The sequence below is a fragment of the Burkholderia orbicola genome (assembly GCF_900100915.1).
Taxonomy (GTDB): Bacteria; Pseudomonadota; Gammaproteobacteria; order Burkholderiales; family Burkholderiaceae; genus Burkholderia; species Burkholderia orbicola.
In genome coordinates, this window is the sequence record NZ_FNKW01000002.1 from 708,057 (window position 1) to 732,885 (window position 24,829).

Below are 24,829 nucleotides of genomic sequence, written 5' to 3' on the forward strand. Positions count from 1 at the left end.
AGCATACTCCTCGATCCGCCCCTTCGCAGCCGCCTATGGCATCACAAAGCGCCTTCGACGATCGTCCGGCCGCTGATCGCCTGCTCGACGAGCTGTTCGTCGCCGACCTTGCGGATCGCGTCGTCGAGCAGCCCTTCCGGTTCCTCGGTCGCGACCTTCAGCAAGCCTGACAGCCCGCGCGCGTCGAGCACCACGAGCGTCTCCATCGAATCCGCGCGGCTCACGAGCACGCGGCGGAATGCCGGGCCCGCGCCGAAGCTCGCACAAAGCGCGATTGTCTCGTTGCCGAGCGTGTAGTCGAAGTGCTTGATCATGGTCTGCCGCCGTTGCATGGAAATGGCGACGCGCGACGGCGCGGCGCCGTGACGTCGACGCACCCGCGCGTGCCGCCGGCGCGTCGGACCGGGGTCCGAATCGTTCGCCGGCATCATCATGCTAGGCGTGCAGAATTAACGAAGACTTAAAGCGCGTAAGCGCGACCCGCGGCACCCTCAAGCCGCGTCGAGCGGCTCGACCGTCACGCCAACCTTCAGCTCCTGATCCGCCCCGCCGCCGCGGATCACGCCGCGCAGCGGCGTCACGTCCGCGTAGTCGCGCCCGATCGACAGCATCACGTAGTCGTCGCCCGGCGCACGATCGTTGGTCGGATCGAGTTGCAGCCAGCCGCCATCCTCGGGCCACGCCGGGTCGTACACCTCGACCCACGCATGCGACGCATCGGCGCCGATCAGCCGCGGCTGGCCGGGCGGCGGCTGCGTCAGCAGATAGCCGCTGACGTAGCGCGCGGCCAGCCCGAGCGAGCGCAGCGCGCCGATCATCACGTGCGCGAAATCCTGGCAGACGCCCTTGCGCAACCGCAGCGCGTCGAGCGCCGACGTCGTGATGTCGGTGCTGTTCGGCGTGTACGCGAAATCGGCATGCACGCGCCGCATCAAATCCCACGCCGCCTGCACCAGCGGCCGTTGCGGCGTGAAGCTCGCGGCCGCGTACGCGGCGAGTTCGGGGTCGCACGCCACGTGCGGCGATGCGAACAAGAATTCGCTCGCCGGGTCGTAAGGCTGCCCCGCGCGGAACCGCAAGCGGTCGCGCACGGCCTCCCACGCGGTGGCCTGCGCGGCGTCCGGGTTCGCGATCGCAGGCGGCGGCTCGCCGCGGGCACCGAGCGACCACGCGGGCGGCGTCACGCGCACGGTGCTGCGGCTGCGTACCAGCAGCGTGTCGTGCGGCAGGTTCAGCGCGAACGACGCGCGTGCATTGCCGAACGCGTCGAGTTCGGTGCAGACCGATTCCGGTGCGGGCTCGATGTCGAGCGAGAACGACAGCACCTGCTGGCGCGGCGTCGCGAGCGGTTGCAGGCGTGCCTGGTGCTGCGCGGATTCGACGCGTGCCGCGTAACGGTATTCGGTGTCGTGCGTGACACGCAGCAACCGGCCCGGTGCGACGGCGGCCGGTGCGTTCGTTGCGGCCTGGCCTTGGCTCTGGGCCTGGGCTGGAGCCGGAACGGGAGCCGAGGCCGGCGCCTGCCGTGCGCTTCCGGAGCCGGCCGGCGTTTTCGGCGCGCCTTTCGTCGTCACCATAGCGTCCTGCCCGCCTCGCGCACGTGGCTGAAATAGCGCTCGCCGATCCGGTTCGACAGCTCCCAGACCGCCTTCACCGTCGTATCGAGCGCGGCGAGCAGCTTGTCGTGCCGACCGCCTTCGGTGGTCTCGCACAGCTCGTGCAGCGACCACGCGGGGATGTCCGGCACCGTCTCGGCCAGTTCGGACAGCGCATAGCCTTCGCTGCGCTCCACTTTGGTCAGCCGGCCGCGCAGCGCCTGCACGACCCAGCCGAGCGAGCGCGGGTTGTCGGTATCGAGGACGACGAGCGACAGCAGCGGCGCGACGTCGAAGCCGCGCTGGAAGCGCGAGCGGAACGTGATCGTGCTGTCGAACAGTTCCAGCACGAGTTCGAAGCCGTCCTGCCGATGCACGGCACCTTCGTCGAACGCGAACTTCAGCACGCTGCAAAGGAAGTCGAGCCGGTCGATCTGCCGGCCGATCGACAGCAAGCGCCAGCCGTCGTCGCGCGTCATGTTGTCGGTCTGCGCGCCGGTGATCGCGCCGAGCAGCAGGCCGAGGCGCTCCAGCAACTGCAGCGCGTCGTTGCCGACCTGCTCCTCCGCTTCCTGCTGCCCTGCGCTGTCGGCGAACAGTTGGGTCGCGTCGTCGATCAGCCGCCATTGATCGCTCGACAGCCGCTCGCGGATCGCGGCCGCCGCGCCGCGCATGCCGAACAGGCACGACGCGATCCCCGACGTGCGGTCGGCGCCGCGCGTCAGCGACGTCGCCAGCTCATGCTGGAACGCGCGCGGCGCATCGACGGCGTTCGGCGCGTCGGCCGCGATCAGGCCGGTGTCGCGGCACAGCGTGTCGATCAGCTCCAGATGCGCGGGACTGTCGACGTCGTCCTCGCCGCGCAGCCGTTCGAGCGCGGCACGCGCCAGGCGCATCAGGTTGGTCGCGCGCTCGGTGTAGCGGCCGAGCCAGAACAGGTTCTCGGCCGCGCGGCTCGCGATCGCGCGCGGCCGCTCGACGAGATCGTCGGGGCCGAGGTGGGTCTGCAGCAGCGTCGTCGAATCAACGATGCCCTCGGTCATCACCCACGTATCGACGGTACTGCCGCCATGCGGCATCGGCGCATTGAACAGCGTGTCGCGCGTGCCGACCCGCGACAGCCCGCCCGGCAGCAGCCGCCAGCGCTGCGCGCCGTCGGCGAGCGCGAACACGCGCAGCAGCAGCGGCTTCGGCACGATCCGCGCGCTGTCGTTGCCGTCGGGCGCATCGGGCCGCGGCCAGGTCGGCGCCTGCGACAACGGCAGATCCGCCTGCACCGTGTAATGTTCGGGCCGCGCGAGAATCCGCGCGCGCCATTCCGCCAGTTGCGCCTGCGTGAGCCGCGCGCCGATCACCGGTTCGAATGCACCGTTCTCCTGCACGTCGGGCGGATAGGATGCCTTGACGATGCTGCGTGCGAGCCGCGGCAGCGCGTCGTCGCACGCGGCCGCCTCGCCGCACCACCACGAATGCACAGCCGGCAACGTCAGCGTTTCGCCGAGCAGGCCTTCCGCGAGACGCGGCATGAAGCCGAGCATCGCCGGCGATTCGAGGAAGCCCGAGCCCGGCGCATTCGCGAGCAGCACGTTGCCCGCGCGCACGGCCTGCAACAGCCCCGGCACGCCGAGCATCGAATCGGGCCGCAGTTCGAGCGGATCGAGCCACGCGTCGTCGACGCGCCGCAGGATGCCGTGCACCGGCTCGAGCCCGCTCAGCGTCTTCAGGAATACGCGGTTGTCGCGCGCGGTCAGGTCGCCGCCTTCGACGAGCGTGAGGCCGAGATAGCGTGCGAGATACGCATGCTCGAAATAGGTCGCGCTGTGCGGCCCCGGCGTCAGCAGCACGATCCGCGAATTCTTCGCGGCGGGACTCAGCGACTGCATGCTTTGCAGCAGCGCGCGGTACGCGGAGGCGAGACGCTGCACGCGCAGCCCGCGGAAGCCGCGCGGAAAGAGCCGCGACACGATCAGCCGGTTCTCGAGCAGGTAGCCGAGGCCGGCCGCGCCCTGCGTGTGTTGCGCGACGATCCGCCACTGCCCGTCCGGGCCGCGCGCGAGATCGAACGCGACGACGTGCAGCCACGTATCGCCCGGCACGTGTGCGCCGCGCATCGCACGCAGGTAGCCGGGATGGCCGGTGACGAGCGCGGGCGGCAGCAGCCCGCGCTCCAGGATCGTCTGCGGCCCGTACAGGTCGGCCAGCGTCGCGTTGAGCAGCCGCACGCGCTGCAGCACGCCGCGCTCGATCGCGACCCAGTCGTCGGGCGTGACGATCAGCGGCAGCAGGTCGAGCGACCACGGGCCGACCGCGCCGTCGCCGGCGCGCTGCTCGTGCAACTGGTAGAACAGGCCGTTCTCGCGCATGCGCCGGTGGAGCGCATCGGCGCGGCGGTCGAGGTCGGCCACGCCGTCGCTGCCGATCGACGTGAAGAAGCTGCGCCAGGCGGGCGCAAGCGCGGGCGCGTTCAGGCCGGCCGCGCTGCCGCGCAGTTCGTCGTAGCGGCCGGCAGCGGCCGGCGCCGCGAGCGCGGCGGCCAGTTCGGCGGCGTCCGGCTGCGCGCCGGTATCGAAAAGCGTGGGCATCGCGTCGAGGGCGGCGGGATGGTCGAGGTCAATGGGCGGCACGATGTCGTTCCGTCGTCAGGGTGCGGCCGCGCACGCGCGCCGCCAGTCGGGCGGCAAGCCGCGGTGCGGAACCGCAATCTGCCCGCATCCTAGCATTCCGGCGGCGCCGCGACCGGCCGGTGTGCCCGGAGATCGCGAACCGCGCATCGTCGTCCGCCCCGTCATCGATCGTTCACGGCCGCCGCAAGTCGAGCGTGAACGGGAATTCGCGGCTCGGTGAGGCAGCCGCAACGTCCATCCGGCCCGGCGTGTGCCCGATCTCGACGAAGCGCGCGAGCCGGCGGCTCTCGGCCTCGTACGCATTGACCGGGAACGTCGCGTAGTTGCGCCCGCCCGGATGCGCGACGTGATACCGGCAGCCGCCGAGCGAGCGCTGCAGCCACGTATCGACGATGTCGAACGTGAGCGGCGCGTGCACGCCGATGGTCGGATGCAGCGCCGACGGCGGCGACCACGCCTTGTAGCGCACGCCCGCGACGTATTCGCCGACGGTGCCGGTCGGCTGCAGCGGCAGCGCGCGGCCGTTGACGGTCACGACGTGCCGGTTGTCGTTCAGCCCCGTCACGCGCACTTCGAGCCGTTCGACCGACGAATCGACGTAGCGGACCGTGCCGCCGGCCGCGCCCTCCTCGCCCATCACGTGCCACGGTTCCAGCGCGCCGCGCAGCGACAGTTCCATCCCGTTCACCGCGATCTGCCCGAACAGCGGGAAACGGAATTCGAAGTGCGGCGCGAACCACGCCGGATCGAACGCGAAACCGGCGTCGCGCAACTCGGCCAGCACGTCGTCGAAATCCATCTGAAGAAATTCCGGCAGCATGAACCGGTCGTGCAGCGCGGTGCCCCAGCGCGTGAGCGGCGTCGTGTACGGCGCGGCCCAGAAGCGCGCGACCAGCGCGCGCAGCAGCAGTTGCTGCACGATGCTCATCCGCGCATGCGGCGGCATCTCGAACGCGCGCAGTTCGAGCAGGCCGAGCCGGCCGGTGGACGAATCGGGCGAATACAGCTTGTCGATGCAGAACTCGCTGCGGTGCGTGTTGCCCGTCACGTCGATCAGCAGGTTGCGCAGCACGCGGTCGACGAGCCACGGCGGCATGTCCTGCCCGAACAGCAGCTTGTTGCGCTGGATCTCCGCGAACGCGATGTCGAGCTCGTAGAGCTGGTCGTTGCGGGCCTCGTCGACACGCGGCGCCTGGCTCGTCGGCCCGATGAACAGCCCCGAGAACAGGTAGGACAGCGACGGATGGTTGTGCCAGTACGCGATCAGGCTCGCGAGCAGATCGGGGCGGCGCAGGAACGGGCTGTCGGCCGGCGTCGCGCCGCCGAGCACGAAGTGGTTGCCGCCACCCGTGCCCACGTGCCGCCCGTCGACCATGAACTTCTCGCTGCACAGCCGCGACTGCCACGCGGCGTCGTACAGGAATTCGGTGTGGTCGACGAGTTGGTCGAAGCTCGCGGCCGGATGGATGTTCACCTCGATCACGCCGGGGTCGGGCGTCACCTGCAACAGCTTCAGCCGTGCGTCGCGCGGCGGCGGATAGCCTTCGAGCACGAGCTTCACGCCGAGCGCCTGCGCGGTCAGCTCGATCGCGCCGAGCAGCTCCAGATAATCCTCGAGCGCGGCGAGCGGCGGCATGAACAGGTACAGGATGCCGTTGCGCACTTCGACGCACAGCGCGGTACGCGTGATCCACGCGGCCGATTCGAAGCGCTCGGGCCGGCGATGCGGGTCCGCGGCGCCCGGTCGGCCGCGCGTGGCGGTGCCATCGTCGCGCCACTGCATCACCGTCTGCGCGGACGCTTCGCGATGCACGCCGGACAGATAGCGCGGCGCATCGGCCGGGCCCGCGTAGCGGGCACGCATGGCGGCGGCGTCCGGCAACGCGTCGCGCGGCGCGAACGGATCGCGTTCGACGAGATACGGATGGTCGCCGCGGGCCGCCCACGGCAGCGAATCGAGCGGCAGCCGATAGCCCATCGGCGAATCGCCCGGCACGAGGTACATCCGCTCGTCGCGGAAGAACCACGGGCCCGTTTGCCAGCGCGGCCCCTCGAGGCCAGGCGTATCGTCCGTGCGCTTGACCGGCAGCACATAGCCGACCACGCTGTCGAGCTGCTGCTCGAACACCTTGCGCAGCCGCGCGCGTTCGAGCTCGTCGTCGAGGCGCGCGTCGAACGGATCGACGTTGACCGGCAGCCGGCGCTCGCGCCACAGGTAGTACCAGACGTCCTCGTAGCCGGGCTGGATGAATTCGCCGGTCAGGTTCAGCCGCGCCGCGAGCGCATCGATGAAGCGCTTCGCGTCGCCGGTCGTGTACGCGGACGGCTCGCGCTCGTCGGCGAACAGCGACGGATCGCGCCACACGGGCTGGCCGTCCGCGCGCCAGAAGATCGACAGCGCCCAACGCGGCAGTTGCTCGCCCGGGTACCACTTGCCCTGCCCGAAATGCAGGAAGCCGCCGTCGCCGTATTCGGCGCGCAATCGCTGCACGAGTTCGGTCGCATAGCCGCGCTTGGTCGGGCCGAGCGCATCGGTGTTCCACTCGGCGCCGTCGCGATCGTCGATCGACACGAAGGTCGGCTCGCCACCCTGCGTGAGCCGCACGTCGCCGGCGGCCAGCGCGCCGTCGACCTGCGTGCCGAGCGCCAGCACGGCGTCCCACTGCGATTCCGTATACGGCTTCGTCACGCGCGGCGATTCGTACACGCGCGTCACGCTCATCTCGTGCTCGAACGACACCTCGCACTCGTCGATCAACCCTTCGACCGGCGCGGCGCTGGTCGGCTGCGGCGTGCACGCGAGCGGAATATGCCCTTCGCCGGCGAGCAGGCCGGACGTCGGGTCGAAGCCGATCCAGCCGGCGCCCGGCAGATAGACCTCGCACCACGCGTGCAGGTCGGTGAAATCGACCGACGTGCCGCTCGGGCCGTCGAGCGATTTGACGTCGGGCGTGAGCTGGATCAGGTAACCCGACACGAAGCGCGCGGCAATGCCGAGATGGCGGCACAGCTGCACCAGCAGCCACGCGCTGTCGCGGCACGAGCCGGATGCGAGCTCGAGCGTCTGCGCGGGCGTCTGCACGCCGGGCTCCATCCGCACGAGATAGCCGATGTCGCGCTGAAGCTGCTGGTTCAACGCGACGAGGAAGTTCGTGGTGCCCGCCGGCGTGCGGTCCACGCCGTCGAGATACGCGCGAAACAGCGGCGCGGCGCTCGTCTGCGGGTCGCATGCGAGATACGGCGCGAGCTCGGTCTTCAGCGCGTCGTCATAGCTGAACGGGTATTGCTCCGCGCTCGCTTCGAGGAAGAAATCGAACGGGTTGTACACCGACATCTCGGCGACGAGATCGATCGTGATCTCGAAATGCTCGGTGCGCTCCGGAAACACGAGTCGCGCGAGATAGTTCGAGAACGGGTCCTGCTGCCAGTTGATGAAGTGTTGCGCGGGCTCGACCGTCATCGAATACGCGAGGATCGGCGTCCGGCAATGCGGCGCGGGCCGCAGCCGCACGACCTGCGGGCCGAGGTTGACGAGCCGGTCGTAGCGATAGCGGGTGGTGTGATGCAGCGCGACGTGGATGGACATGGGAGCTCGAGTCGGGTTGGGCCGGCCGCGCACGCCGCGTCGCTTGCGACGCGGCGGCCCGGCATGGCGGATGCGGCGAAGGCGTGCCGCGGGTCAGACGAGTTCCGGCGTCTGCACGACGCTGATCTCGACGCCGACGGCCGTCGCGCCGAGCCCCGTCACCGGCTGCGCGTCGCGATGGTCGAGGCCGACCGCGATGCGCACGTAGCGTTCGTCCGGGCAACGGTTCATGAACGGGTCGAAGCCGACCCAGCCGAGCCCTTCGACATAGGCCTCGGCCCATGCGTGGCCGGCCGGCTGCTGCGCCAGCGCCGTGGCTTGCGGCTGCGCGCCGAGCGCCGCCGGCGACTGCCCCTGGGATTGCGACTGCGACTGCCCTTGCGACTGCGACTGCGATTGCGCGGCATGCGACGCGCCGAGCACCTGCTGCATGCCGTCGCCGCTCTGCAGCGCGAGCGCTTCCTCCTCCTCGACGTCGCCCGCGTTCTGCTTCGCGTCGGCGATGCGCTGCATCGCGCTGTCGGCCAGCACGTAGCCCGAGATGTAGCGCGCGGGGATCTTCAGCACGCGGGCGGCCGCGATGAACGCGTGCGCATGGTCGCGGCTCGTGCCCTCGCCGCTTTGCAGCGCGGTTTCCGCATCGACGGCGGCGTCGGCCGCCACGTTCGGCGCGTACGCGATGCGGCCGTGTACTTCCGTCATCAGCCAGTGCAATGCGTCGAGGCCGTGCGGCTCGATCGGCAGCGCCTGAGCGAGCTCGCGCACGGTCTCGCCCGCCTTCGTGAGCGCGGTCTCGCGCTCGAAGATCCACGGCGGCGCATAGCCTTCGGAATTCCCCTGAATGCCCGCGCGGTCCTGCGTTTCGACGACGCCGGCCGCCACGACGACGATCTCGGCCTTCGCGCCGCGATCGTGGCGCACGAGATCGATCCGGTTGCCGAGCCCGTCGGCGTAAGACAGCGTCGGCTCGACGCCATCGATCGTGACCTGCCACGCGCGCACCGTCTGGCCGGGGCCCGACTGCGGGCGCAGGCGCAGCCGTTGCAGCGCATGGCTGGCTTGATCGTCGAACTGATAACGCGAAATGTGTCGGATGGCGAGTCGCATGGCAAGTCTCAGTCGAAGTTGTAAGCCTGGGCGATTTCGAGCCCGAGGCTGTTGTTGCGGCCGATGAAGTCGGTCAGGAACTCGTGCAGGCCGCTCTTGAAGATCCGCTCGACCGAGGTATCGGACAGCAGTTGCAGAATCTTCGTGGCCGTGTCGTGACACGGGTGTGTCACGCCGTAATCCTTCGCGAGCAGGTTCAGGCTCGACACGACGCGTCCGTAGCAATAGCGCAGCGAACGCGGCATGCGGCCGTTCAGGATCAGGTAGTCGGCGATGTTCAGCGGCTTGTACTGCACGTCGTACACCCAGCGATACGAACGGTGCGCGGCGACGCAGCGCAGGATCGTCTCCCATTGGTAGTTGTCGAGAATCGTGCCGACGTGCGACACCGACGGCAGCAGCAGGTGATACTTCACGTCGATGATCCGCGCGGTGTTGTCCGCGCGCTCGATGAAGGCGCCGATCTGCGCGAAATCGAAGATCTCGTTGCGCAGCATCGTGCTGTAGAAGCTGCCGAGGATCAGCGCGGTTTCGCGCTTCACTTCGTCGAGCACGGCCGGCAGCTCGCTTTCCGGCACCGGCTGCGCCAGCGCGCGCCGCAACGCGAGCCACGCGCCGTTCACGCTTTCCCACGCCTCGCGCGTGAGCGCCGTGCGCACCATCCGCGCGTTCGAGCGCGCGGCCTCGATGCACGACAGCACGCTCGACGGGTTGTCGCGGTCGCGCAGCAGGTAGTCGGTCACGGTATCGGCCGCATACGCGTCGTATTTCTCCCGATAGCCGTCGTCGGCGCCCGAGCTGACGAGCACCGACGACCATTCGGCCGGCGCGTCGGCCGTGCGCGTGAGCGCCATCCGCAGCCCGGCATCCACGATGCGCGCGATGTTCTCCGCGCGCTCGATATAGCGGTACATCCAGTAGAGGCCGCTTGCAGTACGTCCCAGAAGCATCTCGTGTCCACTCCGTCTTCGTTCGGTTCGCGCGCCGGCTCCGGCGCGCGCGGTCGTGCCCGGCTCAGTCGGCCAGCACCCAGGTGTCCTTGGTGCCGCCGCCCTGGCTCGAGTTGACGACGAGCGATCCTTCCTGCAGCGCGACGCGCGTGAGCCCGCCCGGCGTGATGCGGATTCGGTCCGACACCAGCACGAACGGGCGCAGGTCGACGTGGCGCGGCGCGAGGCCGGAGTCGGTCAGGATCGGCGTCGTGGACAGCGCGAGCGTCGGTTGCGCGATGTAGTTCGCGGGACGCGCGCGCAGCTTCGCGGAAAATGCCTCGAGTTCGGCCTTCGATGCGCACGGCCCGACCAGCATCCCGTAGCCGCCCGAGCCGTGCACTTCCTTCACGACCAGTTCGTCGAGATGCGCGAGCACGTACTTCAGGCTGTCGGCCTCGCCGCAGCGCCAGGTCGGCACGTTCTCCAGCAGCGCCTTGCGGCCCGTGTAGAACTCGACGATCTCCGGCATGTACGAGTAGATCGCCTTGTCGTCGGCGATGCCGGTGCCGGGCGCATTCGCGATCGTGATGTTGCCCGCGCGGTACACGTCCATGATGCCGGCCACGCCGAGCACCGAGTCGGGCCGGAACGTGAGCGGGTCGAGGAACGCGTCGTCGACGCGGCGGTACAGCACGTCGATCGGCTGGAAGCCTTCGGTCGTGCGCATCGCGACGCGCCCGTCGATCACCTGCAGGTCGCTGCCTTCGACGAGGTGCACGCCCATTTGATCGGCGAGGAACGAATGTTCGTAGTACGCGGAATTGTGGATGCCGGGCGTGAGCACCGCGATGGTCGGGTTGTCGGCATTGCCGCCCGGCGGGCACACGGCCGCGAGCGACTGGCGCAGCATCTGCGGATAGGTTTCGACCGGGCGCACCTTCACCTGCTGGAACAGCTCGGGAAAGAGCTGCATCATCGTTTCGCGGTTTTCCAGCATGTACGACACGCCGGACGGCGTGCGCGCGTTGTCCTCCAGCACGTAGAACGCGTTCTCGCCGGTGCGCACGATGTCGACGCCGATGATGTGCGTGTAAACGTTGCCGGGCGGCCGGAAGTCGATCATCTCGGGGATGAACGCCTCGTTGTGCGCGATCAGGTGCTTCGGCACGATGCCCGCGCGCACGATTTCCTGGCGGTGGTAAATGTCGTCGAGGAACGCGTTCAGCGCCATTACGCGCTGCTCGATGCCGAGCGACAGCCGGCTCCATTCCGCCCCCGAGATGATGCGCGGGACGATGTCGAACGGAATCAGCCGCTCGGCGGCCTCCGCGTCGCCGTAGACGGCGAACGTGATGCCCGTCTTGCGGAACACACCTTCCGCGTCATGGGCCTTCTGGGCGAGGCTCGCAGGGTTCTGCGTGTCGAGCCATTGCTTCAGGCGCGCGTAAGGCGCCCTTACCATGTCGCCGGATTGCAGCATTTCATCGAATGGCTTCATCGATCTTCTCTCCATCGATCGTTTTCCCCGGCATTGCGCATGCCGGACCGGCGTACTGAATGCTTTGCAAGGAACGTGCCTTGCTCGATCCGCTCGATATCCCCCCGTTTTTCCCGTCGCGTCAGGCATGCCTGCGCGGCATTACGCACCACAACGGTGCAACCTCGGACGCGCCGGGCGCTTGCGGTGCGCCGCGAGCGTGCACGATCGATGCTGCGCCGCGTCCGACGAACATAGTTCTCCCACGTGTCACGGATGTGCAATCTGCACTGCACCAAAAGCGGCGAGCCGACGCCCCCGAAACGACCATGAACGGGTGGGCCGGCACGCACACGGCGCAGCCGGCCCTGGGGGAAGTGCCGTCCAGGCGGGCCCGGACAGTCCGACGCAATGAACTGTCCGGTTAACCGGTCCGGCCCCTCAACGCTATGCAGCCGTAATCCCGCCGACAACGCCCATGCATATTTCGACTGACACCGATCGAAAAAAAACATCGGCCCCATCGGCGCGATGCGCGGTACGCTACAACGTTGGTGCAGCAGACGGCGCCGCCTTTCAGGCGCCCGACTATAAAAAGCGAAGATCGAAATGGAAGCAAAGTGGCTGGAAGATTTCCTGAGCCTTGCGGATACCAAGAGCTTTTCCCGGGCCGCGCGTCACCGGCACCTGACGCAGTCGGCGTTCAGCAGACGAATCGCCGCCCTCGAAACCTGGATGGATGCGAAGCTGGTGGACCGGAGCATCAATCCGGTCGCGCTGACGCCGGCCGGCCAGATGTTCCGCGGGCTCGCCGCGGACATCCTGCGCAGCATGTATGCGGCGCGCAATCTCGTGAACGGCTACGACCAGTTCGCGGCGAGCGACCAGGTCGTGCGCTTCGCCGTCGCGCATACGCTGGTGTTCACGCTGTTTCCCGAATGGCTCAAGCAGCTCAATAGCGAGGTCGGCCACGTCACTGCCCGCGTCAATGCGGTGAACGTGCCGGAAGGCGTGCAGCAGCTGGTCGAAGGCGAATGCGACCTGCTGCTCGGCTATCACCATCCGCAGTTGCCGATCGTGCTCGACCCGAACCACTTCCCGTTCGTCAGCCTCGGCGTCGAGCGGATCCTGCCCGTGTCGTCGCCCGACGCGCGCGGCAAGCCGGTGTTCCAGTTGCCCGGCACGCCGGATGCCCCGCTGCCGCTGCTCGCGTATTCGTCGGGCGCCTTTCTCGGCAACATCGTCGAGATGCTGCTGCTGAATGCGACCGAGCCGTACGTGCTGCACCGGTGCTTCGAGACGCACATGTCCGAGGCGCTGAAAGGCATGGTCGTGGCCGGGCACGGCATCGGCTGGCTGCCGGAAAGCTGCGTCGCGAAGGAGCTCGCCGACGGCACGCTCGTGTGCGCGGGCACCGGCGACTGGATCACCGAACTCGAAATCCGCCTGTATCGATCGGCGCGCAAGCGCGGGCTCGCGGCCGAGCAGCTGTGGGCCTACATCATGAACCGGCCGCGCGCGGCGATCGACGGTGCGATCGGTACTGAAGAAGCGGCCGCGCCGGCGATGCGCAGCGCACGGCGAAGCGCGGGCGGCAGCCGCTAATGGCGTATTCGCGCCTTGGATATCCATGGCGCGAATACGCGTTCTCCCGATAGCAATCGATAATCCCGTCGCACTCCGTAAAATCCCTCAACGGCTCTTAATCGATCTTCAGAACGCGCAAACGTTTGCGATTCATGTCGTATTTTTTACTGTTTTCCGTATTAAGTAAGAATAATCGGCCCTCTTTTCAAGACAGAAATACCTTGTTACACAAGTTTCTATTTACCTGTAACTGTCAGAATCATCAAAAACGTCGCACCCTCATTTCATGATGTGCGATCTGTATCCGGATCTTCATCGATTCGCCTTGAATACAGGCGCAATAGTTTCTTTTATCAGTCGTTATTTTTCGGCACGAACGTCGATACCTCCGACGTAATCCAAAGCGTGCTCGATCATCGCTACCGCGTAGCAATTTTCATGTTCGGCAATATCGCCTTTATTCAGCATTAAGCGATCCTCATAAATGCATCTTTATCCTATTTAGATAGGATCTTTTCTCTCGTCCCATTCGGGCCACACGCGGTTGTTGGTTCAAAAACCATCGTGTATCAATAGCGTGTCGCAAAAAGAACGTTGGCAAATTCGACTCGGGGTCGATGCGCGTCATCGATTCCGGACGGGAGATTGCAATGTCACCCTCGCTTCGACAGCAGGCTCGCCCTTTCCTGAGCGTCGTGCTTTCCACGCTCTGCATGAACGCCATGGCCCAGACACCGGCGGCTCCGCCGCCGGCGTCCGGTCCGGGGGCAAACCGGTACGTGATTTCGTATATCTGCGGCGACGCACGGATCGACGGTACCGCGCCGCTTCCCCCTGACGGACGCCCGTACAACCTGGGCGTGTCTTTCCTGTCCGGGAGCACCGGGCAGCCCCTGTCCAACGTCCAGGTGCGCCTGCGCCGGCACGGGCGCGTGCTCGTCGAATTCAACGCCCCGGGATCGCGCTGCCTGTTCAGCGTGCCGGATGCGAGCTATCGGGTCGAGGGGACCTATCAGGGAGCCACCCAGTTCGCGATCGTCGAGACGGGCACGCTCACCACGCAGTTGCGATGGTGAACGTCGCGTCGCGCCGCCCCGCTCCGATCGCGTCATTCGGAGAATGCATCGAATCAAGGAGTCTTGAATGCCCCGTGCAGAACGACCGGACGGCTCGCCCGCCCGTCAGCCGAAACCCTCGTGGGGTCCGGGAAAGAATGCGGCGCTCAGCGTCGCTGCATTTGCCGCGATCTTCGGTGCCTTCGCGTACGTCGAGCGAGACGCGAGGATCGGCCATGCGAGCGTGACGCACGATATCGCCGGCGTGATCGGAACCGCCGTCGGCAACTACCGCAAGCTCATCGTGGCGGCGACCGGCGGCGCGTCCGGCACCGCAGCGCCCGCCGGCTCGACGTCGACGGTCGCGCAGGTCGGCCCGGTGACGCCTTCGGCGTCGGCCACGCCGGCCCTGTCGGCCGCGGCCGAAGCGGCCGTGCCGGCCATGCCGGCCGTACCGCCGCAAGCGGCGACAGGTTCGGACACGCAACACCCGCGGCCCGCACACGTGCCGCCGCCCCGGCTCGCGGCCGCCCCGCACGCCGCGTCGACCGGCAGCCACACGACGCGCCCGGGCGATGCGCACCGGACGTCGCGCTCGCAGGCGCTGGCGCGCACGAGAAAACATCCCGACCCCGGGCCGAGACTGCAACCGCAGTCGTATATCGCCGGCACGGCGCACATGGAGGCCACCAGCGTCACGCACGACGAAGTGGAAGGTGCCCGCGCTCTGGCCAGGGCGCGCTGGTGCGCACGGATCGACGAATGGAGCTGTGTGGAGCAGAACGCGAGCCGTGCACTCGCCATCGATCCGACGAACAGCGAATCGCGCGCGTTGCTCGGACAAGCGGTCCGCAACCGCCTGTGAACCGACCGGATGCCGCCGGGCCTCGCCGCCCGGCGACGCAATAGCCGGCGACGCGATAGCCGGCGACGCACGCCGTCGGGCGTGCAACCGATGTGATCGTTTCAAAGTGAGGAGACATCGTGGCTAACAATCGTCAACAACAATGCACCACCGTCGTTCCGCCGAACCGGCGGGTCCTCCTGCATGCGCCGTTGCTGTGCCTGCTCGTCGCATCCGGCCCGTGCCTTGCCGCCGAAGGCGACGCAAAGCCGCGCGACGCGAGTGCAATCGCCGGCTCCCATGGTGCGCCGGATGCGCTGCCGCCCGACCTGCAGCCGACGGGTGCGTCGATGCAGGCCGCCCAGGGTTCGGGCACGCAACCCCCTCATGCGCCGACGCCGATCGCACGGGCCTCGGATGCGTCGATGCAGATCGCGCAGGCGAGCCCCGCGATGCCGACCACCGTCGTGGTGGACCCGGATGCAGCGCAGCCGAGTGCTCCGGTGCCGGACGCAACCGCGTCGAATGCACCTGCGCCGGCCGCGCACGCGCCGAATGCGCCGATGCTGCTTGCGCAGGCATTCGACACGGTGCCGCCGGATGCGCCGGCGCCACGCGTGCCAACGTCGGATGCACCTCAACAACTCGCCCAAGCCGCGCCCTCCGCACCGCCGGCTACGCCGACGCTCGTCGCGCAGGCATCCGGCACGCCGATGCCGAACTCGCCCACGCCCGCGGCCCAGCCGCCTGGCGTCGAGCCGCCGTCGTCCCGGCAACCGAGTTCACAGTCACCAGGCGCGCAGCTCCCCGGCGAGGCGATCCAGCGATCGCAAGGACCCGACGTCGAGGCGCCGAATGCGCAGGCGCCGAATCTTCGCACCGCCGACGTCGCGACGGTGCGCAACGACGTGTTCGGCCTCGCGGCCAGCGGCGGCGCGGTCAAGGCGCTCGACGAAGCGAAGGCCCGACCCGATGCATTCTCCGCCGTCGACATCGCGCAACTGGAAGAACTGTCGATTCGCCAGCAGGTGCGCGGCGGACGCGACAAGTCGCGTTCGATGACGAGCTCGGACCGCTTCGACGGGCTCGACAACGCGCTGCGCGCCGCCGACGACCTCGACAAGCGGATACCGGCCACGCCGGAGTACACGCCGGTCCGCACGGCGCTCGCCGGTGACCGGGTGGTCGCCCTCGCCGCACGCGGCGACATGAAGGCGGCCGTCACGACGTTCGAGACGATTCCGTCCAACGCGGAGATCTCGATCGACGCGCTGGCGGCCGTCGGCGATGCGTACCTGTACCTGAGCGAGCCGGCCAAGGCGAACGCCGTGTACGCGCGGGCGTTGCAGCAGGCCACCGCGTCGCCGACCGATCGCGCGACCCGCGGCTTCCAGTATGGCGCCCGCACGCAGCCGATCGAGCTGCGCGAAGGGCTGTTCTGGTCGTACGTCGACCAGGCGCGTGCGCCCGAAGCGAAGCAGGTGCTCGACGACATGGAGAAGTCGCTGCCGCCGGTCAAGCAGGTGACCAACGTCGGTCCGGGAGAAAGCGACTATCTGCGCTACTACCGGCTGCGCGCGCAGTACCTGATCTTCACGGGTCACGTCGACCAGGGGATCGCCGCCCTCGAACAGCTCGAGAAAGAGGTGCCGTTCAACGCCGAGGTCCGTGCCGCGCACGCCGACGCCGTGTCGGGCCAGTCGCATCCGCGCCAGGCGATCTCGATGTATCGCGCATCGCTGACCGATCACCCGGACAGCGTCGAGATGCTCGCGGGCCTCGGCCGCGCATCGCTCACGGCAGACGACTACGCGACCGCGAAGACCGTCGACCAGACCCTGGGCAACACGTTCCCGGACAGCGGCTCCGTGCGCAGCTTCAAGCGCGACTACAACGCCTACCGCAGCCCGGTGTTCACGACCGACCTGAGCTTCGAGCACGGCAACAGCGCACTGGCCGACAACAGCTTCACGTCGGACAGCTACATCTATTCGCAACCGTTCGGCGACAACTGGCGGGTCTTCTCGCACACGTTCTTCGGCCATGCGCAAACCGACGGCGGCAGCGTCAGCCGCACGCGCACCGGCATCGGCGGCGACTATCGGCACGGGCCGCTCACCGTGCTGGGCGAAGTCACGCGTTCGATGGGCGGGGACGGCCGGACCGGCGGCCGCGGGACGATCGCGTACGCGCTGAACGACTACTGGACGGTCGGCGCCGGGCTGGACACCAACGACAACTCGCTGCCGTGGAAGGCGTATGCCGCGCACATCTGGGGCCGCTCCGCGAACGTCGAAGTCGTGTATCGCCAGAACGACCGGCGCGAAGTCAAGCTGAGCTACGGCGTGAGCCGCTACAGCGATTCGAACCTGCACCAGGAGATCGCGGCGACCGCCACGCAGCGCGTGTACACGTCCGCGAACCAGCTCGTCAACGTCTCGCTGAATCTCGGCACCGACAGCAACACGCGCCAGGACGCGCCCTACTTCAGCCCCGGTCGCGACTACGCGGCCGCGGCGACCGTGATGCATCAATTGACGCTGTGGAAGAAAGGTGACACGGGGCTGCAACAGCGCGTGTCGGTATCGGGCGGCGTGTACAACGAGCGCGGCTTCGGCACCAGCCCGCTGTGGAGCGCGCGCCTCGAGCACGCGTGGACGTTCAAGCACGACATCACGCTGAGCTACGGCGTCGAGGTCAGCAGCCACGCATACGACGGCCAGCGCGAGCGCTCCGAAACCGGCTTCCTGTCGCTCAACCTGCCGTTTTAGCAAGGAGCTCTGAATGCAATCCAGACGGACCTTCATGTGCGGATGCCTCGGCACGTTTGCCGCCTGTTCGCTGTTCCCGGGCGTGACCGGCGCCAAGATGATCGACCTGCTGCCGCCGTCCGATCCGGCCGACGGCAAGACGTTTCGCGTGATCTGCATGCACGACGTGCGCGACAACCTGATGGCGTCGTTCTCGTCGCCGACCGCGATCATCGATCCGTTCGCGGTCGATACCGGCACGCTCACCGCGATCTTCTCGTGGCTGCAGACCAACAACTACCACACCATCACGGTCAAGCAGATCGAAGAGTCGCGCCGCGGCGGCAAGCCGCTGCCGCCGCGCTCCGTGCTGCTCACGTTCGACGACGGCTTCCGCAGCCACTACACGAAAGTGCTGCCGCTGCTCGAGCGCTTCAAGTATCCGGCCGTGATGGGCCTCGTCACCGCGTGGATCGACACGCCGCCGGATACGCCGATCCGCATCAGCGACAAGGTTCAAGTGCCGCGCGACTTCTTCCTGTCGTGGGACGAGGTGAAGAAGCTCGGGCAGTCGGAATTCGTCGAGCTCGGCTGCCACACCCACAATCTCCATCATGGCGCGGTCGCGAATCCGCAAGGCAACGAGTTGCCGGCGACCACGTCGCATCTGTACCTGCAGGACCAGAAACGCTATGAAACCGACGCCGAGTTCCACGCACGCGTGCACGACGACCTGCAGACGTGCGTGCGGCAGATCCGCGAACGCACCGGTATCGTCGCGCGCTCGATGGTGTGGCCGTACGGCGCGGAAAACCAGCCCGTGCGCAATATCTCGACGTCGCTCGGCATGGACGTCCAGTTCAGCCTCGATGCCGGCCCGAATACGCCGGACGTGCCGCTCGACCGGCTGAGACGGATTCTGATGATGTACGACGTCGACATCGGCGGGTTCGAGCGCTCGATGCGCGAACCGGCGTCGAACCGCGGCGACGTCGACGTGCCCGAGCGCACCGTGCAGGTCGATCTCGACCAGGTCTACGATCCCGATCCCGCACGGCAGGAGGCGAATCTCGGCAAGCTGATCGAGCGCATCTACCGGATGCAGCCGAAATCGGTGTACCTGCAGGCGTTTGCAGACCCGAAGGGCACGGGCGTGGCCGAAGCCGTGTATTTCCCGAACCGGCACCTGCCGATGCGTTCCGACCTGTTCTCGCGTGCCGCGTGGCAACTCAATACGCGCGCCAACGTACAGGTGTACGCGTGGATGCCGGTGCTCGCGTTCCGGCCGCCCGCCGACAAGCTCCGCTCGCTCCAGGCCGTGAGCGCGTTCGGCGGTGCGCCGGCTAGAGAGAACGGCACGCGCGTGTTCCGGCTGAGTCCGTTCGATCCCGATGCTCGGCTGATGATCCAGCAGGTCTACGAGGATCTCAGCAAGCACGCGTCGTTCAGCGGGCTCCTGTTCAGCGACGACGCCGTGCTCGACGACTACGAGGACGCGAGCCGGCATGCGCTGCGCGTGTATTCGCAATGGGGGCTGCCGGCCGACGTCGGCAAGATCCGCGAGAACCCCGATCTGATGAAGCGCTGGACGCGCCAGAAGACGCGCTACCTGATCGACATGACCCGGCAGCTCGAACAGATCGTGCTGGCCCATCAGAACGTCGGCGACGTGCTGACCGCCCGCAACATCTTCGCGATGCCGGTGCTCAAGCCCGAGTCGGAAGCGTGGTTTGCGCAGAACTACGACGATTTCCTCGCCGCCTACGACTACGTCGCGCTGATGGCGATGCCGTACATGGAACAGGCGAAAGACCCGGAAGGCTGGCTGGACCAGCTCGTGAAGGCCGTACGCGCGAAGCAGCGCGGGCTGCAGCGGACCGTGTTCGAACTGCAGGCATACGACTGGCACGGGCAGAAGGCGGTGCCGGCCGGCACGCTGCTTGCGCAGATGCGGCGGCTGCGCAGCGAGGGCGCCGTGAATTTCGGCTACTACCCCGACAACTTCCTGAACGGCCAGCCGGAGCTCGATGCGATGCGCGACGTGATGTCGCTGAAGTCGCGCCTCGATCCCACCTCGATCAACGCGCTGATGCAGATGCAGCAATCGAAGGGAACCAAGACACCATGACCTCCCATAGCCTCATCCAGCGCCTGCAGGATTTCGTCTTCTACTATCCGTTCTTCATGTCGTATCTGTGGATGATCGGCGGCGTCGTGCACTATTTCCTGCTCGAGGAAGGCCGCGAGCTGTCGACGCGCACGATCGCGTCGAGCGGCATCCCGAAGGTGTCGATCGTCGTGCCCTGCTTCAACGAAGCCGCGAACGCGCGCAGCGTGATCGGCCACCTGAACGGGATGCAGTATCCGAACTACGACATCATCGCGGTCAACGACGGCAGCAAGGATCGCACCGGCGAGATCCTCAACGAGCTGGCCGTCGAGATCCCGCGGCTGCTCGTGATCCATCACGCGCGCAACGAAGGCAAGGCGGTCGGGCTGACGACCGCGGCGGCCGTGTCGAACGCGGAATACCTGCTGTGCATCGACGGCGACGCGCTGCTCGCGCACGATGCGATCGGCTGGATGCTCGAGCACTTCCTGACCGACCCGGGCGTCGGCGCGGTGACCGGCAACCCGCGCATCCGCACGCGCACGTCGCTGCTCGGCCGCATGCAGGTCGGCGAATTCTCGTCGATAGTCGGGCTGATCAAGCGCACGCAGCAGGTGTACGGCCGCATCTTCACGGTGTCGGGCGTGATCACGATGTTCCGCAAGACGGCGCTCGCCGACGTCGGCTACTGGAGCTCGGACATGCTCACCGAGGACATCGACATCAGCTGGAAGCTGCAATGCCGCGACTGGCGCGTCGTGTACGAACCGCACGCGCTCAGCTGGATCCTGATGCCGGAGACGGTGAAGGGGCTCTACCGGCAGCGGCTGCGCTGGTCGAAGGGCGGCATCCAGGTGCTGCTCAAGTACGCGGGCACGCTGATGCGGCCGACGCAGATGATGATGTGGCCGCTGTTCGCCGAATACCTGATCGGCATCGCGTGGGCGTACTCGATGACGTTCATCCTGCTGCTCGCGCTGATCGACGTCGTCTACCCGCTTCCGCCGAACTGGCATGTGTCCGTGGTGCCGCACTGGCACGGGATGCTGCTGGTCGCGACCTGCATCCTGCAGCTGATCATCGGCAGCATGATCGATCGTCGTTACGACGAAAAACTCCTGATGTACTTCCTTGACACCATCTGGTACCCCGTCGCGTTCTGGCTGATCAGCATGATCACCACCGTCATCGCCCTGCCCGCCGTCGTGCTGCGGGGCCGTGGCAAGCGCGCCGTTTGGGTCAGTCCCGACCGAGGCATTCAACATGAAGAACGCGCCGATTATTGACCTTTCCCTGCGCGCACCGCGCGACATGATCGCCGAACGCGGCAACATCGTCGGGCCCGTGCTCGTCGCGTGGTTCCGCCTCGTGCGGCCTGCGCTGGTCGGGGGCGTATGGGCCTCGATCTGCATCTATACGTACCGTTACCTGCTGCCGTTCAACGAGGCCGAGATGCCGATCGAACAGATCGTGTTCTACGTGACCAGCATCGCGCTGATCGCCGGCACGATCGTCATGTGGCTGATCGCGGGACGCGTCGTGCATCCGTTCGCTTACCGGTTGCGCGTGTCGAAGATGCTGCGGCGCTCGGCCAGCGTGAAGGTGCGCTCGGTACCGCCCACCGCGTTCGCGAGCGAGCGCCGGCGCGGCGCGCGACGCACGACGCGCATTCTCGTCGCGTCGCACGATGCGAACGGGTCGATTTCCGGCATCGAGTGGGTCGCGCATGCCGAGCCGCAACCGCGCGAATGAATCGCCGGAAACGTGCCGCGCCGGGCGCGACGCCTGCCGCGCGACGTGGCACCGCTTTCGACATCGTGCTGGCGCGCGACACGCGCCAGTCGACAACTTCCTGGAGACGAGGTGAATCATGTGCGGAATCGTCGGAGCAAGCGGCCGGAACAATCAAGTGCCGCAACTGGTCAACGCGCTGAGCCGGCTCGAATATCGCGGCTACGATTCGTGCGGCATCGCCGTGCAGGGCGACGGCCGCCTGCGCAGCGAACGTACGTTGAGACGCGTGACCGATTTGCAGGACCGCGTGCTGACGCTCGGTCTCGAAGCGCAGACCTGCATCGCGCATACGCGCTGGGCGACGCACGGCGCGCCATCGGAAATGAACGCGCACCCGATCATGTCGGGCGACACGATCGCGGTCGTGCACAACGGGATCATCGAGAACCACGACACGCTGCGCGCCGAACTGAAGCAACGCGGCTATACGTTCCGCGGGCAGACCGATACCGAAGTCATCGCGCACCTGATCCACAGCCTCTATCGCGACGACCTGTTCGACGCGGTCGTACGCGCCGTCAAGCGGCTGCACGGTGCGTACGCGATCGCGGTGCTCAGTGCGCTCGAGCCGCAGCGCCTCGTCGCCGCGCGCGCCGGCTCGCCGCTCGTGATCGGCATCGGCGCCGAGCAGAACTACCTGGCGTCCGACTGCGCGGCGCTCGGGGACCTGACCGACCGCTTCGTGTACCTGGAGGATGGCGACGTCGCGCTGATCACGCCGGAGCGCATCGCCGTGGTCGATGCGGGTGGGCAGGAAGCGCGGCGTCCGTTGTGCGAAGTGAAGGCGCGCGCGGACGACGCCGCGCTCGGCCCGTACCAGCACTTCATGCAGAAGGAAATCTTCGAGCAGCCGAAGGCGATCGACAGCACGCTCGACGGCATCGACGCGATCTCGCCGGCGCTGTTCGACGCGACGGAAGCCACGCGCGCGCTGCTGTCGCGGGTGAGAAGCGTGCTGCTGCTCGGCTGCGGCACCAGCTACTACGCGGGCCTGACCGCGAAGTACTGGCTCGAAAGCATCGCGGGCGTGCCGGCGCAGGTCGAGATCGCCAGCGAATACCGCTACCGCGACACGGTGGCCGATCCGCGCACGCTCGTCGTCGGCATCTCGCAGTCGGGCGAAACGGCCGACACCATCGGCGCGATCGAGCAGGCGCGTGCGATGGGCCAGGACCTGTCGATGGCGATCTGCAACGTCGCGACCAGCACGATCGCGCGCAATGCGCCGCTGCGGTTCCTGACGCGGGCCGGCGCCGAACTCGGTGTCGCGTCGACCAAGGCGTTCACCACGCAGCTCGTCGCGCTGTTCGTGCTGACGCTGACGCTCGCGCAACTGCGCGGCCGGCTCGATGCCGCACAAGTCGCGACGCACCTGAAGCAATTGCGCGCGCTGCCCGATCGCATCAGCCACGCGCTCGCGCTGGAAACGCAGATCATGGGCTGGGCCACGAAGTTCGCCCGCACCGAGAACGCGCTGTTCCTCGGGCGCGGCATCCATTTCCCGATCGCGCTGGAAGGCGCGCTGAAGTTGAAGGAGGTGTCGTACATCCATGCGGAAGGCTATGCGGCCGGCGAGCTGAAGCACGGGCCGCTCGCGCTCGTCACGAGCGCGATGCCGGTCGTCACGATCGCGCCGGACGACCGCCTGTTCCAGAAGCTGAAGTCCAACATGGCCGAGGTGCGCGCGCGCGGCGGGCGGCTCTACGTGCTGGCCGGCAATCAGCTCGAGATCGACGCCGACCGCGACACGCACCTGATCCGCGTGCGCGAATCGGGCGACCTGCTGTCGCCGATCGTCAACGTGATTCCGCTGCAACTGCTCGCGTATCACGTCGGCTGCGCACGCGGCGCGGACGTCGACAAGCCGCGCAACCTCGCGAAATCGGTGACCGTCGAATGACGCGACGAACGCGCCCGGTACAGGCGGTCATGCGGCTGGCCATGGCTGCCCTCTGCGGCGCGGGCGGCATCGGCACGGCGTCGCCGCCGGCCTTTGCCGGCGCGCCGGTCGTGCATACGGTCACCGTGCCGAGCGCCCCGGCGCCGCAGGACAGCGGTGACCCGCGGCGCTTCATGCACGGCATCGGTGTGGCCGACGCCGGCGACGGCAAACGCTGGGTGTTCTTCAGCAGCTCGGGCATCGTGCCGCGCGGCGCGCTGCGCGGCGGCAGCTGGCCGCACGACATATACGTCGGCGAATGGGCGCCCGGCGAGCCGCGCGTGCTGCGCGTGCGCACGTTCATCAGCCGCCCCGAGGCGCAGGAGCCCGTCTCGATCGCGCAGAACGCGCACGGCGACATCTTCGTCACGTTCGAGGACGGCTGGAATACGTCGCAGGAAGTCAGCCAGCGCTACGGCGTCTACCGCCGCGACCTGAAACCGATCAAGCCCTACCCGAACGACGTCGAATCGGGCGGCCACTCGGGTCACGTCGCGACGGTCGCCGACCGCTTCGTCGTGTTCTATTCGGCCGACTGGGTCAACGGCGGCGGGGTCGACAACCTCGGCAGCGGCAACGGCGTCTACCTGAAAACCTACGACGCGGCCGGGCGCGTGCTGAACCATGTCGCGGTCGCGCCGCGCCGCCGCGAGTGGTGGCCCGTGATCGCGGGCTCGCCGCGCAACGCGCTGCTCGTGTGGCAGAAATTCATCGACGGCAGCACGGACGCGACGCTCGAATACGCGATGTTCGATCCGGTCACCGCGAAACTGGACAAACTCGGATCGCTGAACGATGCGATCCAGTACTACGTGTATTCAGCCGCCTATGTGCCGGAGATCGACCGTTTCATCGTCGTCACGACGACCGCGGACGAGCGCGGCGTCGCGATGCTGATCGCGCCGGACGGCCGCCGCACGGCGACGCTCGATTGCCTGCCCGCGTCGGTACGCGAATCGGGCCTCGGCGTCGTCGGCACGCATGCGTATGTGCCGACCCGCGACGGGCGGCTGCTGACGCTCGCGCTCACGCCGGCGGACATGAAGGTAAGCGGCGTGCAGCGCTCGCCGATTCCGTGGGGCTCGACCGGCATCGCCGGCTTCCCGGCGCGCGGCACGGCGATGCATTTCGTGTCGCTGACGCCGTCGGGGCTGCGCGAAGCCGATTTCGATCCGAAGCAGGACACGCCGATGCCGAAGAACGAAGTGTCGTGTTCGAGTCATTGACGGCGCTCCGGTAACGCACTGTCGTCGTGAACGCGGACAGGCCGCGTGTCTCCCCGTGCCCTTCGTCTTTCCGCCGTCCGAACCACGCCGCGACAGACGACACCTCGCCCACTCGGTCGCCCGGTAGTCGGGCATGCCGTCGCGGGCCTGCCCGACCACAACTGCCGCGCCTTTCCTCTGCCGAATTCGCCAGCGCCGCCCGT

At 67.7% G+C, this 24,829-nt stretch carries 16 protein-coding genes; 9 read left to right on the top strand and 7 right to left on the bottom strand.

The window, feature by feature from the left end; genetic code table 11:
- Positions 1–41: 41 nt before the first annotated feature.
- From BLS50_RS20045 to BLS50_RS20075, 7 genes are all read right to left on the bottom strand, one after another.
- Positions 42–314, bottom strand: coding sequence for a hypothetical protein (locus BLS50_RS20045; protein WP_027813189.1), 273 nt, complete (start codon positions 312–314; stop codon positions 42–44).
- A gap of 177 nt (positions 315–491) precedes the next feature.
- Positions 492–1,577 carry a transglutaminase family protein gene (locus tag BLS50_RS20050; protein ID WP_074803681.1) on the bottom strand — a complete coding sequence of 362 codons (1,086 nt, stop codon included), beginning with the start codon at positions 1,575–1,577 and terminating at the stop codon, positions 492–494.
- Positions 1,571–4,177: a circularly permuted type 2 ATP-grasp protein gene (locus BLS50_RS20055; RefSeq protein WP_074803683.1), complete on the bottom strand. Its 2,607-nt coding sequence runs from the start codon at positions 4,175–4,177 to the stop codon at positions 1,571–1,573. Before BLS50_RS20055 ends, BLS50_RS20050 begins: the two co-directional genes overlap by 7 nt.
- Positions 4,178–4,391: 214 nt before the next feature.
- Positions 4,392–7,805, bottom strand: a complete 3,414-nt coding sequence (locus BLS50_RS20060; RefSeq protein WP_074803685.1) for a transglutaminase family protein — start codon at positions 7,803–7,805, stop codon at positions 4,392–4,394.
- Between the two features lie 93 nt (positions 7,806–7,898).
- Entirely contained in the window at positions 7,899–8,912 is a 1,014-nt protein-coding gene (locus tag BLS50_RS20065) for a transglutaminase family protein (RefSeq protein WP_074803687.1), read from the bottom strand.
- An 8-nt stretch (positions 8,913–8,920) separates the two neighbouring features.
- Entirely contained in the window at positions 8,921–9,862 is a 942-nt protein-coding gene (locus BLS50_RS20070) for an alpha-E domain-containing protein (RefSeq protein ID WP_011547955.1), read from the bottom strand.
- Positions 9,863–9,926: 64 nt separating this feature from the next.
- On the bottom strand, positions 9,927–11,342 hold the full coding sequence (locus BLS50_RS20075) for a circularly permuted type 2 ATP-grasp protein (protein ID WP_074803689.1): 1,416 nt from the start codon (positions 11,340–11,342) through the stop codon (positions 9,927–9,929).
- A gap of 588 nt (positions 11,343–11,930) precedes the next feature.
- Here BLS50_RS20075 and BLS50_RS20085 point away from each other — a divergent pair.
- The 9 genes from BLS50_RS20085 to BLS50_RS20130 all read left to right on the top strand — a co-directional run bounded on the left by BLS50_RS20085 (position 11,931) and on the right by BLS50_RS20130 (position 24,626).
- Complete coding sequence (locus BLS50_RS20085; RefSeq protein ID WP_011547957.1) at positions 11,931–12,926, top strand: LysR substrate-binding domain-containing protein; 996 nt, start codon at positions 11,931–11,933, stop codon at positions 12,924–12,926.
- Between the two features lie 632 nt (positions 12,927–13,558).
- Positions 13,559–13,984 (top strand): hypothetical protein, encoded by a 426-nt coding sequence (locus tag BLS50_RS20095; RefSeq protein ID WP_011547958.1) that lies wholly within the window; start codon positions 13,559–13,561, stop codon positions 13,982–13,984.
- A 67-nt stretch (positions 13,985–14,051) separates the two neighbouring features.
- Complete coding sequence (locus tag BLS50_RS20100; protein ID WP_074803693.1) at positions 14,052–14,828, top strand: hypothetical protein; 777 nt, start codon at positions 14,052–14,054, stop codon at positions 14,826–14,828.
- Between the two features lie 119 nt (positions 14,829–14,947).
- On the top strand, positions 14,948–17,578 hold the full coding sequence (gene pgaA / locus BLS50_RS20105) for a poly-beta-1,6 N-acetyl-D-glucosamine export porin PgaA (RefSeq protein WP_074803695.1): 2,631 nt from the start codon (positions 14,948–14,950) through the stop codon (positions 17,576–17,578).
- Between the two features lie 13 nt (positions 17,579–17,591).
- Positions 17,592–19,685, top strand: a complete 2,094-nt coding sequence (gene pgaB, locus BLS50_RS20110; RefSeq protein ID WP_074803697.1) for a poly-beta-1,6-N-acetyl-D-glucosamine N-deacetylase PgaB — start codon at positions 17,592–17,594, stop codon at positions 19,683–19,685.
- Positions 19,682–20,953 (top strand): poly-beta-1,6-N-acetyl-D-glucosamine synthase, encoded by a 1,272-nt coding sequence (gene pgaC, locus BLS50_RS20115; RefSeq protein WP_011547962.1) that lies wholly within the window; start codon positions 19,682–19,684, stop codon positions 20,951–20,953. The genes pgaB and pgaC overlap by 4 nt, the downstream gene beginning before the upstream one ends.
- Entirely contained in the window at positions 20,931–21,419 is a 489-nt protein-coding gene (locus BLS50_RS20120; RefSeq protein ID WP_027809774.1) for a hypothetical protein, read from the top strand. Before pgaC ends, BLS50_RS20120 begins: the two co-directional genes overlap by 23 nt.
- Positions 21,420–21,537: 118 nt before the next feature.
- Entirely contained in the window at positions 21,538–23,361 is a 1,824-nt protein-coding gene (gene glmS, locus BLS50_RS20125; protein ID WP_074803699.1) for a glutamine--fructose-6-phosphate transaminase (isomerizing), read from the top strand.
- Positions 23,358–24,626 (top strand): hypothetical protein, encoded by a 1,269-nt coding sequence (locus tag BLS50_RS20130; RefSeq protein WP_074803702.1) that lies wholly within the window; start codon positions 23,358–23,360, stop codon positions 24,624–24,626. The genes glmS and BLS50_RS20130 overlap by 4 nt, the downstream gene beginning before the upstream one ends.
- Positions 24,627–24,829 lie beyond the last annotated feature (203 nt).